Annotated in this window: 15 protein-coding genes; 6 read left to right on the top strand and 9 right to left on the bottom strand. The window is 46.9% G+C overall.

What is annotated here, in order from left to right:
• Window positions 1-11 precede the first annotated feature (11 nt).
• Window positions 12-734, bottom strand: a complete 723-nt coding sequence (locus WC777_05325; GenBank protein MFA6024592.1) for a hypothetical protein — start codon at window positions 732-734, stop codon at window positions 12-14.
• Window positions 722-1,183, bottom strand: a complete 462-nt coding sequence (locus tag WC777_05330) for a PrgI family protein (protein MFA6024593.1) — start codon at window positions 1,181-1,183, stop codon at window positions 722-724. The genes WC777_05325 and WC777_05330 overlap by 13 nt, the downstream gene beginning before the upstream one ends.
• Window positions 1,184-1,258: 75 nt before the next feature.
• Here WC777_05330 and lepA point away from each other — a divergent pair, with 75 nt between their 5' ends.
• The 4 genes from lepA to WC777_05350 are packed head-to-tail and all read left to right on the top strand — an operon-like array spanning window position 1,259 to window position 6,801.
• Window positions 1,259-3,073 (top strand): translation elongation factor 4, encoded by a 1,815-nt coding sequence (gene lepA / locus WC777_05335; protein MFA6024594.1) that lies wholly within the window; start codon window positions 1,259-1,261, stop codon window positions 3,071-3,073.
• Between the two features lie 11 nt (window positions 3,074-3,084).
• A complete protein-coding gene (locus tag WC777_05340) occupies window positions 3,085-4,557 on the top strand; it encodes an ABC transporter substrate-binding protein (protein MFA6024595.1) in 1,473 nt (490 codons plus the stop codon).
• Window positions 4,558-4,579: 22 nt separating this feature from the next.
• Complete coding sequence (locus WC777_05345; protein MFA6024596.1) at window positions 4,580-6,148, top strand: SpoIIE family protein phosphatase; 1,569 nt, start codon at window positions 4,580-4,582, stop codon at window positions 6,146-6,148.
• A 2-nt stretch (window positions 6,149-6,150) separates the two neighbouring features.
• Window positions 6,151-6,801, top strand: coding sequence for a GNAT family N-acetyltransferase (locus WC777_05350; GenBank protein MFA6024597.1), 651 nt, complete (start codon window positions 6,151-6,153; stop codon window positions 6,799-6,801).
• 207 nt (window positions 6,802-7,008) lie between these two features.
• Here WC777_05350 and glyA read toward each other — a convergent pair whose 3' ends face one another.
• Together glyA and WC777_05360 are read right to left on the bottom strand one after the other, a co-directional pair.
• A complete protein-coding gene (gene glyA / locus WC777_05355) occupies window positions 7,009-8,298 on the bottom strand; it encodes a serine hydroxymethyltransferase (GenBank protein MFA6024598.1) in 1,290 nt (429 codons plus the stop codon).
• 12 nt (window positions 8,299-8,310) lie between these two features.
• Window positions 8,311-8,838 (bottom strand): 5-formyltetrahydrofolate cyclo-ligase, encoded by a 528-nt coding sequence (locus WC777_05360; GenBank protein MFA6024599.1) that lies wholly within the window; start codon window positions 8,836-8,838, stop codon window positions 8,311-8,313.
• 93 nt (window positions 8,839-8,931) lie between these two features.
• Between WC777_05360 and WC777_05365 the strand changes: the two genes are divergently transcribed.
• Window positions 8,932-10,041 carry a trypsin-like peptidase domain-containing protein gene (locus tag WC777_05365; GenBank protein MFA6024600.1) on the top strand — a complete coding sequence of 370 codons (1,110 nt, stop codon included), beginning with the start codon at window positions 8,932-8,934 and terminating at the stop codon, window positions 10,039-10,041.
• Window positions 10,042-10,058: 17 nt separating this feature from the next.
• Here the strand turns inward: WC777_05365 and WC777_05370 are convergent, their stop codons facing one another.
• From WC777_05370 to WC777_05390, 5 genes are all read right to left on the bottom strand, one after another.
• Entirely contained in the window at window positions 10,059-10,745 is a 687-nt protein-coding gene (locus WC777_05370; GenBank protein MFA6024601.1) for a hypothetical protein, read from the bottom strand.
• A 165-nt stretch (window positions 10,746-10,910) separates the two neighbouring features.
• Window positions 10,911-12,434, bottom strand: coding sequence for a hypothetical protein (locus WC777_05375; protein MFA6024602.1), 1,524 nt, complete (start codon window positions 12,432-12,434; stop codon window positions 10,911-10,913).
• A 7-nt stretch (window positions 12,435-12,441) separates the two neighbouring features.
• On the bottom strand, window positions 12,442-12,801 hold the full coding sequence (locus WC777_05380; protein ID MFA6024603.1) for a hypothetical protein: 360 nt from the start codon (window positions 12,799-12,801) through the stop codon (window positions 12,442-12,444).
• 15 nt (window positions 12,802-12,816) lie between these two features.
• A complete protein-coding gene (locus tag WC777_05385; GenBank protein MFA6024604.1) occupies window positions 12,817-13,110 on the bottom strand; it encodes a hypothetical protein in 294 nt (97 codons plus the stop codon).
• A 37-nt stretch (window positions 13,111-13,147) separates the two neighbouring features.
• Window positions 13,148-13,738 carry a hypothetical protein gene (locus WC777_05390; GenBank protein MFA6024605.1) on the bottom strand — a complete coding sequence of 197 codons (591 nt, stop codon included), beginning with the start codon at window positions 13,736-13,738 and terminating at the stop codon, window positions 13,148-13,150.
• Between the two features lie 151 nt (window positions 13,739-13,889).
• Between WC777_05390 and WC777_05395 the strand changes: the two genes are divergently transcribed.
• The gene (locus WC777_05395) at window positions 13,890-15,080 is read left to right on the top strand and encodes a helix-turn-helix domain-containing protein (protein ID MFA6024606.1); all 1,191 of its coding nucleotides are present in this window, start codon (window positions 13,890-13,892) and stop codon (window positions 15,078-15,080) included.
• Window positions 15,081-15,103: the final 23 nt, after the last annotated feature.

The raw sequence follows: 15,103 nt of genomic DNA on the forward strand, positions 1-15,103 counted from the left end.
CGAGAAGGGGGCTACTTGGGTGCTTTCACGGTGTCGGCAGCCTTTTTAGACTCTTCATCCTTCTCTAAGGCCAGCTCATCGCCCGGGTTTATTTTTTGACTGCGAGAGGTGAGAGGATTGTAGGTTTCGTAAAAAAGTTCAATCAGCTCTTCGGTATTCAGCTCTTCCACTTTAAGCCCGCAGCCTTCCAGTCCGGCTCGAACCGTGTTGGTGCGTTGGCTGAGGCGCTTTTTGAGTTCTTCAAATTGTCTTTGTCTTTGTTGAATTTTAACCACGCTGTCTTGTGGAAAAATATTTTCCAAGAAAGATTTTAAGAATCCACGGCGTTCTTGGCCGAAAGCTTCTTGAGGCACCACCACAAAGAATTGTTTCTCCATGATGTTGGCGTATTCCACTAAACGACTGATGTATTCGGTGTATTCAAAAGTTTGTTTTTGCAGGAGAGGATTGGCTTGTTTGACGCCAATTTTCTTGAGTTTGATGATGTAGTCGTCCAAATCCAACTTTTTGCTTCGCACCACAATTTGAATGGGGAATTCAAGCGTGTTGAGAAAGTTTTGGTAGGAGTAAATAACGGCATTTTGCTCTTGTTCAGACTTCAAACTGAGGTTGATGCTGGAGGTTTTGAGTACGCTCCGGAGCCCCCCATTCTTTAAAATCACGGTGCTGTCGTGGATTTCGGCGATTTTGAGATGCATTTGAGTGCTCTCTTTTTTGGATTTTACTTTATTCATAGCGATGGATGGGGTTTGCCGTAGGCGTCCAATGTTTTTGTGATTTCTCCGATCTTTTGAAGCCGTTCACGGTCACGAAGCAACTTGTCTGAGTTGACTTCTTTAGTTTGCACCTTTTTACTTTTATCTGCAAACAGCGTGGCGGCGTAATTGTCAGCGGCCCCCATCACAAAGGAGCGTTTTTTGGGATTCACAAAGTACTCCACCATCAAAAGACACCATTTTCCAAAAGGGATTCCGCTGATTTTTAGAAAGGTGACGGCCAGGGTGATGAGACCCGGAATGACGGTGGGAACCAGCCAAACCTCGATGTAATACTTGCTTGCAAGAATCGTATAAATGGCATAGGTAAGCCCTCCGCCCACTCCAAGCATGATGAGCTGCTTGAGGGTTAGCGGGCCCACTATTTTATCTTCGATTTGTACATTTTGTGGAATTTTGTATTGCATGCGTTTTTTAATCTCCTAAGTATATCAGAAATCAGGCCTTTTTTCAAGGAGCTAAACCTGGTAGACTCTCACGGCATGAAAAACATACGAAATTTTTGCATCATTGCGCACATCGATCATGGAAAATCCACCCTGGCGGACCGTTTTTTGGAGGTCACGGGGACCATGACGCGCAGAGAGATGAAGCATGGGCAGATGCTCGACACCATGGATATTGAGCAAGAGCGAGGAATCACCATCAAGTTGCAGCCGGTGCGAATGGATTGGAAGTATAAGGGGCAAGAGTACCAAATGAATTTGATCGATACTCCGGGCCATGTGGATTTCAGCTATGAAGTTTCCCGCAGTTTGGCGGCGTGTGAGGGAGCCATTTTGGTGGTGGACGCGAGCCAAGGGATTCAAGCGCAAACTTTGGCGAATTGCTACATGGCGCTTGAGCACAATTTGACCATCATTCCGGTACTGAATAAGATTGATTTGCCCGCTGCTGAACCGGAAAGAAGGGCCATTGAGCTTGAAAATGCTTTGGGACTTTCTCGGGATGAAATCATTTGTATTTCTGCCAAAGAGGGGACCAATGTAGAAAAAGTTTTGGAACGCGTGATTGAACGAGTGCCCGCTCCAAAATCGGTGGGGCCTTCCGCCGAAACCAAGGCTCTGATCTTTGATTCGGTTTATGATCCTTATAAAGGAATTGTGGCTTTTGTGCGGGTGATGGAGGGGCATTTGGAGCGAGGGCAGAAGATTAAATTTTTGAACACCAAAGCGGTGAGTGACATCATTGAAGTGGGTTGTTTTAAGCCAAAATACAAGGCTTTGGATGCTCTGGATGGTGGGGAAGTGGGTTACATTGTTACGGGGATGAAATCGGTTGCGGACGCACGAGTGGGAGACACGATTTGGAGAAAAGATGGGGTGAATGTGAAAGAGGAGACGGATGCGGAGGCTTTGCCCGGGTACAAACGAGTGGTTCCTTTTGTGTATGCCGGAATTTTTTGTATTGAAGGAGAGGGATATCCCTTGCTTCGTGACGCGCTTGAAAAACTGAGTTTGAACGACAGTGCTTTGACCTTTGAGCCGGAGCATTCCGGTGCTCTTGGGCATGGGTTCCGTTGTGGATTTTTGGGCTTGTTGCACTTGGATATTGTGCAAGAACGACTCGAACGCGAATATAATTTGGATCTTATTGTTACGGCCCCCAGCGTGTCTTACGAAGTGAAAGATTCCAAAGGCATTGTGAAGCGGATTTCCAACCCCGGCGAACTCCCGGATCCTTCTCAAATTGATGAAATTCGTGAGCCTTGGATGAAGGTGGAAATTTTGATTCCCAAGGATTTCGTGGGGGCCATTATGCAGTTGGTGCAAGAGCGCCGTGGACTTTCTAAAAACATGCAGTATTTGGACGAGCAACGAGTGAATTTGATTTATGAAATCCCACTGGCCTCCATTGTGGTGGATTTTTATGATGAGCTCAAAAGTGTTTCCTCCGGATACGCCTCCATGAGCTATGAATTTATTGAATTTAGGCCGGGGGATTTGGTGAGGCTGGATGTTTTGGTTCACGGAGAAAAAATGGATGCCCTTTCGGTGATTATTCACCGGAGTTCGGCGCAATATCATGGAGGATTGGTCTGCAAACGGCTCAAAGAAATCATTCCCAAAGCTCAATTTGAGATTCCTATTCAAGCGGCCATTGGAGCTAAAATCATTGCACGAGAAACCATCGGATCGTTCCGCAAGGATGTGACGGGATATTTGTATGGAGGCGATGTTTCACGAAAAAACAAATTGCTCGATAAACAGAAAAAAGGAAAAAAACGGATGAAAATGTTTGGGAAAGTTGAGGTTCCTCAAGAGGCATTTCTTGCGGTGCTCAAGAAGAACGACTAGAATCATTGTTGATGAAGCTTTCACGCCTGCTCCCCATCCTTGCGCTTCTGCTTGCTTCCTGCACTCCGCAGGAACTTTTGACTGGAGGAACGGGAGAGAGTGTTACGATTGCTTATGCGGAGCCGATTTCCAGCTATTCTCCGCTGACTTATGAAGCTAAAAATCGTAAGTATTTGGTGAATCTTTATGAGCCGCTGGTGCGTTTTGATGCGTCCTTCAATACGGAGTCCGCTTTGGCGGTTTCTTGGGGGCGCTTGGATGAGAAAACTTGGGATTTTCGTTTACGGAAAGGTGTCGTTTTTCATGATGGACAAGCCTTCAATGCCGATTCGGTGCTCTACTCTTTGCAACTTGCTCGGGAGTACGAAGGCTCGGAGCTTGAATCTTTGCTGAGCAGCGTGGCTTCCGTTGAGAAAATAGATGAATTTAGGGTTCAAATTCGTACCGATCAGCCGGATCCACTTTTGCTCAATGAACTTTCATTTGTGAACATGGTGCCGGTGGATTATGAGAATTTTGATCTTCCTGTGGGTACGGGGCCTTATCGTGCTTCACAACTTATTTCAGACACTTTGGTTTTGGAGCGGTTTGAGGGTTATTGGGGTCCTCTGGCTTATTTTAAGGAAGCGCGGCTTCAATATATTCCTGATTTTAAGGATCGGCTTGAAGGCATGCTTTCGGGTGAAATCGGACTTTTGGCCAATGTCCCTCCGCAAGGGGCTGCGCAGCTTGCAGAGCATGGAATTCTTTTGGAAGAGGCTCCCGGGCTGGAAAATAGTTTTTTGTTTTTGAATCAAAATACCCGTTTTGCGGATCCCAATGTGCGAGCCGCGGTTTGGCATGCGTTGGGTAGCGATTTCGCGGAAAAATTGGGAGGTGGGCACTTGCGAGCCAGTTCGCAGTTTGCGGCCACGGGAATCACGGGTTATGATCCGGAAGTTCCTGAGCGAAGCCAAAATTTGGATCTTGCCTGGGAGTATCGTCATAAACTTCCTGAGGAAATGAGCCTGACCTTGGATATTCCTGAGGGTTTGGAGAGTTTGGGTGAAATGGTGCAAGAAGATCTCGCCGTCATTGATATCGCCGTTACGGTGAGAAGCACAGCGACTCAAGAATATGAGGACCTCATCATGACGGGGCTTTCGGACTTTTACTTCTTTGGGTGGAAATATGATTTGGCGGATGGAGAGGATTTTTTCACTGGTGTTGTGCACTCGCCGGTTGGCACTTATGGAACCTTCAATGCTTTTGGCTATGCCGATGCTTCGATGGATCGCGATATTGAGGCCCTTGCATCTCTCTTTGACCCCATGGAAAGAAGGGAGGCTTTGACACTGCTCTCTTCGCGTTTACTGGAAACTCAAACGGTACTTCCCCTTTTTGAGTCTGAGGTGCTCTACGCGCTTTCTCCGGACTTGTATTATGACTTCAGATTGGACGGACAGATTTGGGCTTCAGAAATTATCGAAAATGTGGTAGAATAAGGAGATATTTTATGGTTTGCACATGTTTCGAAGCCTGAAGGCAAAATTCGTACTCGCGTTTGGATCCCTGATTGTGGTTCTGTTTACCGCGTTGGGTCTCTTTTTGGTTGAGGCCAAAACACGAGAATTGGCGGAGGGTATTTCGGACAACAGCCAGTCCTTTGCAGTGTTCACGGCGGAGCCTTTGGTTTCCGCCTATCGTGACTTACTTCAACCCGGGAATTTCATCCAATTCACACGGCAAGTGGACTATACGCTTCGTCATGCGGAAGAAATTTCCGATATTTCTATTGCCGGTTACAGTGGCTCTTTGCTGTATGACTCTAAAGGTGAGCATCAAGAAAGATACTCGGGAGAACCACGGGTTTTGGATGAAAAAACGCTGGAACGGGTACAGGGGGGTAAAACTTCTCTTTTGCTGGAAGATGGGCAAGTCGTTTATTTGAAAGTGGATTCCGATAAGCATATTTCCTTTGTCGACTTCAATGAAGATTCGGTGGAACCGCCCAGCAGCACAGCGCGAATCACAAATATTGTGGTGCCCACCAATAATGCCTTCGCGGTGATTTATCAGGTTTCTTACGAGGCGATGGAAGCGAGTTTATTCGCTGCAAAAATCCAAATTGGGGTGATTGCGGGCTTGGGCTTCATCCTCACCCTCATGATTTCCTTTATGCTTTCCGTCAGCATCACTAGGCCGCTTAAGGAACTTAAGGCCGGGGCTTTAAAGATTGCCGCGGGTGATTTTTCTGCTCGTGTGCTTGTTCGTACTCGAGATGAAGTCGGAGTGCTTGCGGGAACTTTTAATCAGATGGCGGAGGATCTCGCGGCGAGTTTGGAAGCTAAAATTTATAAAGAACGAGTGGCGAAAGAGCTCGAATTGGCCGCCAAAATTCAAGTGGACCTTTTGCCCAAAACTCAATTGGAATTGCCTTCGTTGGAGGTGGTGGGAGGTTTGGTTCCTGCCACGGAAGTGGGAGGAGATGCTTATGACTTTATTCCCATGGAAGATGGAAATACTCTGATTTACATTGGGGATGGAACGGGACATGGAGTTCCGGCCGGAATCATGGCGTCCATTTCCAACGCGCTTTTGTATTCGCTCCGCGCGGAGCCTGATCTTATGGTGATTGCGGATCGTTTGAATGCCGTGATTCAAAAAAAATCTTCCAACACCATGTTCATCACCATGGGTCTCACGGTTTGGGATGAACAAAGTAGCACGCTTCGTTACCTCAACGCCGGCCATTTGCCGATGCTTCATTTTGATGCCGAGGCCCAAAGCCTCAATGAAATCAAACTTCAGGGTATGGCCTTTGGTATGGTGGATGAAGTGACCGCACACCTTGAACAACGAGACATTCCTCTCAAAAAAGATGATCTCATTGTGCTGTACAGCGACGGTATTCCCGATGCCCAAAACGAGAACGGCGAAAGCTATGGAGTCGCTCGTCTCAAAGCGGCCATGGAATCCGCTAAAGAGGGCAGCGCCGAACACATCAAGGATGCCATTTTAGCCGCCGTCATGCAGTTCATCGGGACGCGTGAGCATTTGGATGACATCACGGTGGTGGTAATGAAGAAGAAATAAATATGGGAATCGAAAAACTAAAATTTGAAATTCGCCATGGTGGGGCTGAACTCCATCTGGAAGAGCGGCAGACACAGGCACTGTTTGTCTCTTATAAAGAACAGTTTCTGGCTCAGCAGGGGGAAGGAGGGAATGGGCTTAAGGATTCTGAAATTCTTGACTATCTTCATTATGTCCTAGCTCAGCCTGAGACGGTGGTCCTTTTCTCTGAGGGGGAGCCTATTGGGATGGGTGGAATCCGGTATTATCAGGATAACCCTAGTTATCCAAAAAATTCCATTGTTGAGCTGGGAACGCTGATTGTGACGCACGCTTTTCGTGGCAATGGAATCTCTGAAGAAATTTTGGCTAAATTACAGGAAGAAGCTTTGGCAAGAAATCCTCTTGATCGTGGAATTATTTTCTCCTTGATAACAGCTAATCCTATTGTTGAACATCAGGCCACTAAAGCAAATTATAGGCCACAATCAAGCTCTAAATGGGTGCAAATGACAGGATCTCCCGATTCAAAAACAGCTTATCTGGAAAAATGGGGGTATAAGCCTTATGTTAATATGGAGCATGCTTATAATGATCCGGGGGCGGTGAATAAATTCCTTGGGGAGGTGAGAAGTAGAGTCGCGACTCTGTTGAGAGGCTTTAAGCAGAACTAAATTTCTCAAACTCTTGCATTTTCGATTTGTCTTTTGCTAAAATCGTTTTGTTAAAGCTTTCGGCCGTGGTTTATAAGCCACAACTTGGCGGAGAGCTTTTTCGCTTTCTGTGAGGAAAGATTTGTCGTGTAAATCAAACATAGAAAATTAACACTTGTGCCCGCGCACAGATTTTGCCTCAATTTGTGGCTTAAGTAAGCCGTTTTGCTATGCGCTCACCCCCGGTACGGGGTATTTGAGGCAGAATTCAACGACTTTGGTTTTGATGCCGGCCAAGTAAGCGTCGTCATTCGCGTGCTTGAGGGCATCGAGCATCCATTCGCCGATTTGTTTGAGTTCCGCTTCCTTCATGCCACGGGTGGTGGCGCAAGGAGTTCCCAAACGAATTCCGCTGGGTCTTAGAGGTGGATTGGGGTCATCTGGGATCACTTGTTTGTTGCAGGTGATTCCCGCTTTATCGAGAGCGATTTCGGCTTCCGTTCCACCCACTCCAAAGCTCACGGTGGTGTCCACCACCATCATGTGGTTGTCGGTCCCATCGGTGATGAGTTTGGCGCCTCCGGCCATCAAAGTTTCGGCCAAAGCTTTTGCGTTTTTAAGCACTTGAGCGGCGTATTCTTTGAACTCGGGTTGCAGCGCTTTCCCTAGTGTCACGGCAATGGACGCGATGGTTTGCATGTGGGGACCTCCTTGGAGACCCGGGAACACGGATTTATCGATGTCTTTGGCGAATTGTTCCTTACACAGAATCATTCCTCCTCTCGGTCCGCGGAGCGATTTGTGCGTGGTGGTGGTCACGATGTCAAAACCGTAGTCAAAAGGATTTCGCATCACGCCTCCGGCAATGAGTCCCCCAATGTGAGCTACATCGGCCATGGTGATGGCTCCCACCGCATCGGCGGCCTTGCGGAAAATGCTGTAATCAATATCACGAGGATAAGAAGTATATCCACACAAAATGATTTTAGGTTTGTGCTCAAGCGCGAGACGCATGATTTCATCCGGATCAATCCAACCCTGCTTTTCAGGGTGAGTTTTGTAACGCACAAAGTTGAAGATTTTTCCCATGTGAGAAACGGGGTGTCCGTGAGTGAGGTGACCTCCATGAGAAAGATCCATCCCGAGCACGGTGTCGCCGGGTTTGAGGAAAGCGAGGTAGACCGCTTGGTTCATTGGAGAACCGGAGAGCGGTTGAACATTGGCATGGTCACAACGGAATACTTTTTTAGCACGGTCGATGGCGAGGCTTTCCACAATATCGGTGAATTCTTGTCCTCCGTAATAGCGGCGGCCGGGATATCCTTCGGCGTATTTGTTTGTGAGCACGGATCCGTTGGCGGCAAAAACTTCGGGATAAGTGTAGTTCTCGGATGGGATGAGTTCGATCCCTTCCATTTCCCGTTTTTCTTCCCCGGTGATCGCATTAAAAATATCAGGGTCGTTCATGGCGAGCATTTCCCAGTTCTTTAGAACGGCGGGGTTGATCTGATGGGTCATGGGGCAGGGGGGTTAAGAGGTGAGGACAAGGTTGAGGGGAACATCGTGAGCTTCGTGGGGAATTTTTTCTACCATTTGCTCGGTGAATGCAAGGCCTACTGTATAGCCCAACGAGAGTTTGAGCAATCGATCATAATAGCCCTTGCCGTAGCCGATTCGGTGGCCATGAGCATCAAAGGCCAGGCCGGGGACGATGATGAGGTCCATTTCTTGAGGGTCCGCTTCTTCTTGAGTCTCGGGTTCGAGGACACCAAAGGTCCCCGGCTTCAAGTCTGCCCAATCTTTAAGAGGCGTGACCGCAATTCCATCGGGCTTGGTTTTGGGCACGAAAAGGGCTCGGCCTTGGGTCAAAGCGTCTTTAATGAGTTCGTGGGTATCCACTTCCTCTCCGATTGAAACATAAATCAGGATTTTTTTGGCGTTTTTGAACTCCGGCAATTGCTCCACCATTTCGCGAATCTTTTTACTTTTTTCCGCATGCAAAGCCGGCGAGAGCGCTTGGCGCTTCTCACGCATTTGGTTGCGGATGGCGTTTTTCATAGGTAAGGAAAACCGGTTTCAGTGTGCCTTTATAGACCTATTTTGTAAAGCAAAAAAATGTGCTAAAATCCCGGAGCTTTTTAATCAAAACCTATGGCAACTTCAATGAAAAATTTCACCATTATTCTGGCCTCTTTATTTAGCCTTATTTTTGGTGCGGTTGGCGGTGGACTCACGAGTTTTCTTATTCTTTCGCAATTTGAGCCTGAACCTGCGGAGACCGTCATTAATTTTGAAAATGGTTCTTATAAATCTGTGTGGGAGGCGGCATCTCCCGCCGTTGTCTCCGTGGTGGCTTTTAAGGATGTGAAGGGAGAGCTTGTGGAGATGAGCAGCGGAACGGGATTCATCATCACTCCGGATGGTTTCTTGGTGACCAACAAACATGTGGTTGCGGATGATGGGGCCACTTATATTGTGATTTTGGAAGACGGGACTCAGTTGGATGCCGAGGTTTTGGACAGAGACAGTCTCAATGATATTGCTTTGGTTCAGATCACCGGGGAAGATGAGCGCTTGGGTTCCCTCCCTGCTTTGGATTTTGCCGATTCCGATCAAATCAGTGTTGGAGATCCTGTGGTGGCCATCGGGAACGCTTTGGGTGAATATTCCAACACCACAACAGTGGGCATTATTTCAGCTACAGGGCGAGAAATCATTGCTTCCAGTGGTTTTGGCAGCAGCGAAAATTTGGTGAATTTGATTCAAACGGATGCGGCCATCAACCCCGGCAATAGCGGTGGGCCTCTTCTTAATATGAATGCCGAGGTGGTGGGCATGAACACGGCCATCGATACTACGGCCAGCGGGATTGGATTTGCCATTCCTGCCAATGATATTGCCACGGTGGTGAAGTCGTATCAGGAATTTGGTCGCATCGTACGGCCTTTTGTTGGGGTTCGTTACATTCCCGTAACGCCCGCCGTTCAAGAACGGTTCCAGATTGAAGCGGAGAGTGGGATGCTTATTATTGGAGATCTAAAAGCCGGAGCTCCGGGCGTTGTGGAAGACAGCCCTGCCGATGACGCGGGATTAAAAGAAAAAGATGTGATTTTGGAGGTGGAGGGCAAGGCGCTCACCACCACTTACTCCCTCGCCAATGCCATTGCCGGCTATTTGGTGGGCGAAACCATCACACTCAAAGTCTGGCGTGATGGCGAAATCCTTTCCATCCAAGTGAAGCTGGAAGAGAGCGCTCAGTAGAGGGTAGATCAATGAGACTATAGTGCCATCTCGCTGAATGTTTTCTCTGTTACTTGAAGGAGTTCTCCATCCTCACTAGAGCTAAGATAGCCCTGGTCTATCATCTCTTGGGTTACAGCCAATAAATCTGACCCTGAATTGTATTGCTGTACTGCAGCCCATGTCCCGTATCGTTTAACAGTGAGTAAGATAGCATACTTTCGTTTGCCAAGCACCTCTTCAGCAGAGGGTCTTTCAGGTCGAAGGCTACCATCTGGAGCAATGAAATTAGTATCCCTTCCTGGTGCTCCATTTGACATGTCTACGGCTGGCAAGTTTAGCCTGGCAAGCTTTAGACCTACCCAGCCTTGAAGCTCGCCAAGATCAGGACTTAATGGAGTCTCATGAGTCTGAAATAATTCGAGCCATTTTCTCGAAATATCCTTTGATCTTCGCAAAATATCTCCCCATTCAGTCGGATACTTTACATCCACTCCTGCACTCATTAGGTGGGTAGGTCCTTCCATTGAGAAACCCGCCAAATGTATAGGGCGCGTTTTCATTAACCGGATATATCTTTCTACTAATGCTGTTCGTTCTTCTACAGGTCTCTGCTTGTCTCCTGCTACTGCCAGATCATGCTCTGCCTGATCCAACGCTTCACGGGTGGTTTGCATATCAGCTTTCATTTTAGTGTCTAAGTCGTCATGACTTGTAGCTTCCATATATTCTAAGTTATAGATTAATCTGTCAAAGATAGTATCATTATAATATATTTGATCTATAAAGTCAAATGGAGCGTTGAGCACTCAGTAGATAGAAAGCTCGTGTTTTCTGCACCTCGGGATGATCAAACTCTTTTCTTTCGCCCAATCTGTTTCCCAGCTCAGTTAAGCATCCCCTCAGTAAGGGAAGGGAATCAGCTGATTGCGGTTTTTATACCTGGCTTCAAAGCTCATGCGGGGGAGGGCTACATTTATCTTTTTGTAGAATTTGATTTCGTTCCCCTGAAATTTGAAAGCCTTTTGAGTAACGGGGCAGAGGAAGGTGAAGCTGGTGATGTCGCCCTGAACTTGGCTCACCAGGTCCGGAATTTGTTCCACCGATAAAATCCCTTCGGGCAGCTTCGTTGTTTTTTGGGCTTCCGCCTCAGGGAAATAATCCTGAGCCAGGCTGTCTTCATAAGGGAAGTGTGAGAATTCTTCCGGAAAGAATTCACCGTATTCGCCGGTTTTCATCATGTGGTCTTTGATTTTGGGGATCAGGGCCTTGTATTCCTCTTCGGTGTACTGCTTGTTGAAGATGCAGAACTTGGCTTTTTTCAGGCCCACGCAGCCAAAGCAGTCTTCACAGGCCCAACAACTTTCACAATATTCCAAGTTGCTGCTGTACATGCAGTAGGTGCAGAATTTGAGGTCATAACAGCCCGCGATGGTGATGGCTTCATACATGAGTGCTGTTTTCATCCCATAAGCAAAGAAGTCGTAGGAATCTTTTGTATCCACGCTGTTGAGCACGAAGCGGCAATCCTCACAGTTGGAAACGGTATAGCAGTCGGTGCAGTTTTTGCTGTTGTAAATGGACTCGCCACTGCAGTTCTCGGAGTTCAAAATGATGTGACGCATCTTGGGCCATTGCGCCGAAAAATCTTCCCACACTTTTTTTGCCGCTTGCAGCCCCGCGTAGGAATCCAAACGGTACTCTTTGATTTTTTCCTGATACTCTTCTTTGCTGTATTTTTGATTGAAGAGGCAGAATTCCTGATGATCCAGTCCGTAACAAAACATGGAATTTTTGGTGCTTCGACAGTTGCGGAGGAAAGCACCATCACTGCAACTTTCGCAGTCATCGGAAAATTTGAGGTTGTAGCAGTTTTTTACATTTACGCATTCGTAGCAAAGCTGGGAAAGGATGATATTGTGGCAGTCCACGCAATCCTGGCATTTGTCCCCAAATTTCAGGTACATGCAATCTTGGTCTTCTTCGGAGTTGAAAATAAAGTAGCAATTGCGACAGTTTCCGCAGTGGTTGCTGTACTCAGAATTTTCTTCGTTCCCCGCCGTGGCCTTGTGCATGCGCGGGGCTTTGAGCCACAGCTCCTTAAACTGTTCAAGGAACGAGCGATTGAAATCAAATGCCTCCAATTTTGGCACTTCGTGCGCCTGTTTTTGCCATTCGTCCGTGTGAAAAACAGGGAAGGGCGCATCGGGCCGAATATTGGATACAATTTGCTTCCCGCTGGCGTCACATGTGCGCGCGTAGAGCTTGCGTTCATTTCGAAAGGAAAGCCGTCGCTTCAACCGATCTTTTGGACACAACTTTGGCGCCGGCACGCCTCGCTTGGTGTAGTACGCTTGATCTCTCTCATCGATTTCAAAAGTTTGTGAGCAACGAGGACAGGTGAGGGTGGGCATAAGAATTTTAAATTATTAAAGTTAATATTATTCACCAGGAGGTGAGAGTGAGGCCGGGTAGCATCGCCATTACCCACCCCGATATGCTCTCCCCATTTTCCATGTTGATTGTGAATGCGACGCAATCTCCCTGTTGCATGAAGATTAAGTCCTTCACCCGGTCTCTTATTTTTGATATGTTGTAAACTCTTCCCTCCAAGATCTTATTGCCGTCTACTACTCTATAGACTTGCCCATCTTCAACAGAGAAGTCTGCTTGATTTATACTATCAACGCCTCGATAGATCCCACGGTGCCTCTGTGCAGTCTCAACTTCTTTTATTATTTCTTCTCTCTTTGGCCCATCGATGGGCGTAAAATAGGGCATAAGATGGTATTAATTTTATTCCCAGCAAGTGACAGCGAATTTGGGTTTGGGGTCTTCTAGCATTAGCTCTACAGTACAGGCTGTAGTCCGCTCGGTTTCTTCTGAGAATCCGTTTAAGGATTGCCTGGTTTCTTCTCTGACATTTGTAAGCCTCGCTACCACTTCAGTACCTACCGGTTCAAGCCGATGGGGAATCACTTCTTTGCTCGCTACTTCCACTCCCGGTAACTGGTCTGCCTCCTCCACCAAGTCTAGGACTTGAGGTTGGCAGGCAGTGAATGTGAGAAGTAGTGGTAGGGTTTTTAACATGAGTAGTATTGCGATTATAATCAAGTTCGACTTCGGATTATTCCTCTTCACCAATAAAGGAGGGAAGTTTTCTAGCTCTCCTTCGGTTAGTTCTTTGTTGGTCAAATGGTACAACTTGCCCTTTAAGTGCAGCAAGGTCTGTATGTATTTCCTCCATAGTTGGAAGGAAGGCTACTGTCCATCCGCTTTCTTCCGGAAATTGCTCCATAATTGCATGATAAAGTCTGAATGTAGAAATTGGGTCGTCAAGAATAATTGTGTAGCTTATATCGAAGCACTTATCCATACGATCTAAATCGGTAGAAATCTCCAAATTTCGACCCAAAACTCCATTGATCAAAGCTAGGAGTTCGTCATGAAGTTTATCAATTGCTTCTTCAATCCTAGATTCCATTTCGTCAAAAACCTCCTGATGCCTCGTATATTTTCTTGCCATTGCCTGTTCATCGTTAGCGCCCTTGAAGTCGGGGTTCTCATGTTTATCGTTCTGACCATCCTGTTCATCGTAGTGAAATGTCTCATCCGTACTGTAATGGTGCCTTTCCGCGTCATAAATCTCTTTGGTTTCTTTTTCGGTCAGACCGGTTCGTGCTCTCCTGTTCCAAAATGAAATCATTACATCATTCATGAGTACAAAAATTAAAAACTGCCTGTATCATACAAGACCTCAAGGGCCTGTCAACTAATCGTGCTAAATCTTCCACACTATACTTGACCTTTTAAATCTGTGAATATATGCTATACTTGATTCTGACGGAATTTTCCCACACAATTCAAACATGATTGAACAGCTGCAAAAACTCGGGCTCACGGTGAAGGAAGCGACCCTTTATATGGCCACGCTGGAGCTGGGGGAGGCCTCGCCGGTTTCCACCATCGCCAAGAGGGCCAATGTCAACCGGACCACGGCTTACGATCTTTTGGAATCTTTGGTGAAACGGGGGCTGATCATTGGCTCGAATCATAAAAAATATCGTTATTACCGGGCGCAGGCACCGGAAAAGTTGGTGGCACATTTAAAAGAAGAAAGCGAGCGCTACGCCAGGCTGGCCGAAGAAGCAAAGGAGGTTTTGCCGGAGCTCAATACGCACTATCATGCGCTTTCAAACCGTCCTCGGGTGTATTTTTATGAAGGAGATGAGGGGCTGATTCGCGTGTATGAAGAAACGCTTACCTCCAGTGAAGAGATTTTGGCCTACGCCAGCGATCAAGCCAATCAGGAAGCCATTCCGTGGTACTTTCCAAAATACTACAAACGCCGTGCTGCAAAAAAGATTCCGATCCGAGGTATTTTTCCGGACGAACCCAAGAACTGGGAACGCCATGCGCTGGATAAAGAGGAGCTTCGCCGCAGTTTGGTGGTGCCTAAAAGTAAGCTCGATTTCACTCCTGAAATCAACTTTTTTGATGACAAAATCATGATCGCCGACTGGAAGGGAAAAATCGGCATCATTATTGAAAGCAAAGAAATCGCCACGGCCTTCAAGCAAACCTTCGAGCTCGCCTGGGAGGCCGCGGAAGGCTACCACAAGGAGCTGAAGAAGGGGCGGAAGAAAAAACTCGACTGAGTCGAGTGAAGCATTGACAAAATACTAAAAGTCATGTTAATATGCCTTTTGTCTCATAATTCACAAATCATGGCTACTAATAGATTGAGTACCCCCGATGCCTTAGCAGTGCTAGCTGGTCATACGAGAATACCAGGTGTATCAACATCTCCTGTTTGGGAGGTAGGAATGGAACTGGGCTTCCGTGTACAAATGGATGCAGCTTTACTACAGCGTCGATTGCGAAAACAAATCCCTGGCCTTGATCTAGATCTCAAAACGATTCAAGCTCTAAAAAGTCCAGCCACTGTAAGTGAAACTGTCGCCCGCTTAGTTGAAGAACTTGGTGAAGAGATTGAGGTTCCTGAAGATGTCATCGCTGAAAATCGAAAGCACTACGATCAAGTACTTGGGATTCAATAGAACAAACTGTAGATTCAGGAGTT

The sequence above is a fragment of the Candidatus Gracilibacteria bacterium genome, assembly GCA_041661045.1.
Lineage (GTDB): Bacteria > Patescibacteriota > Gracilibacteria > UBA1369 > 2-02-FULL-48-14 > 2-02-FULL-48-14.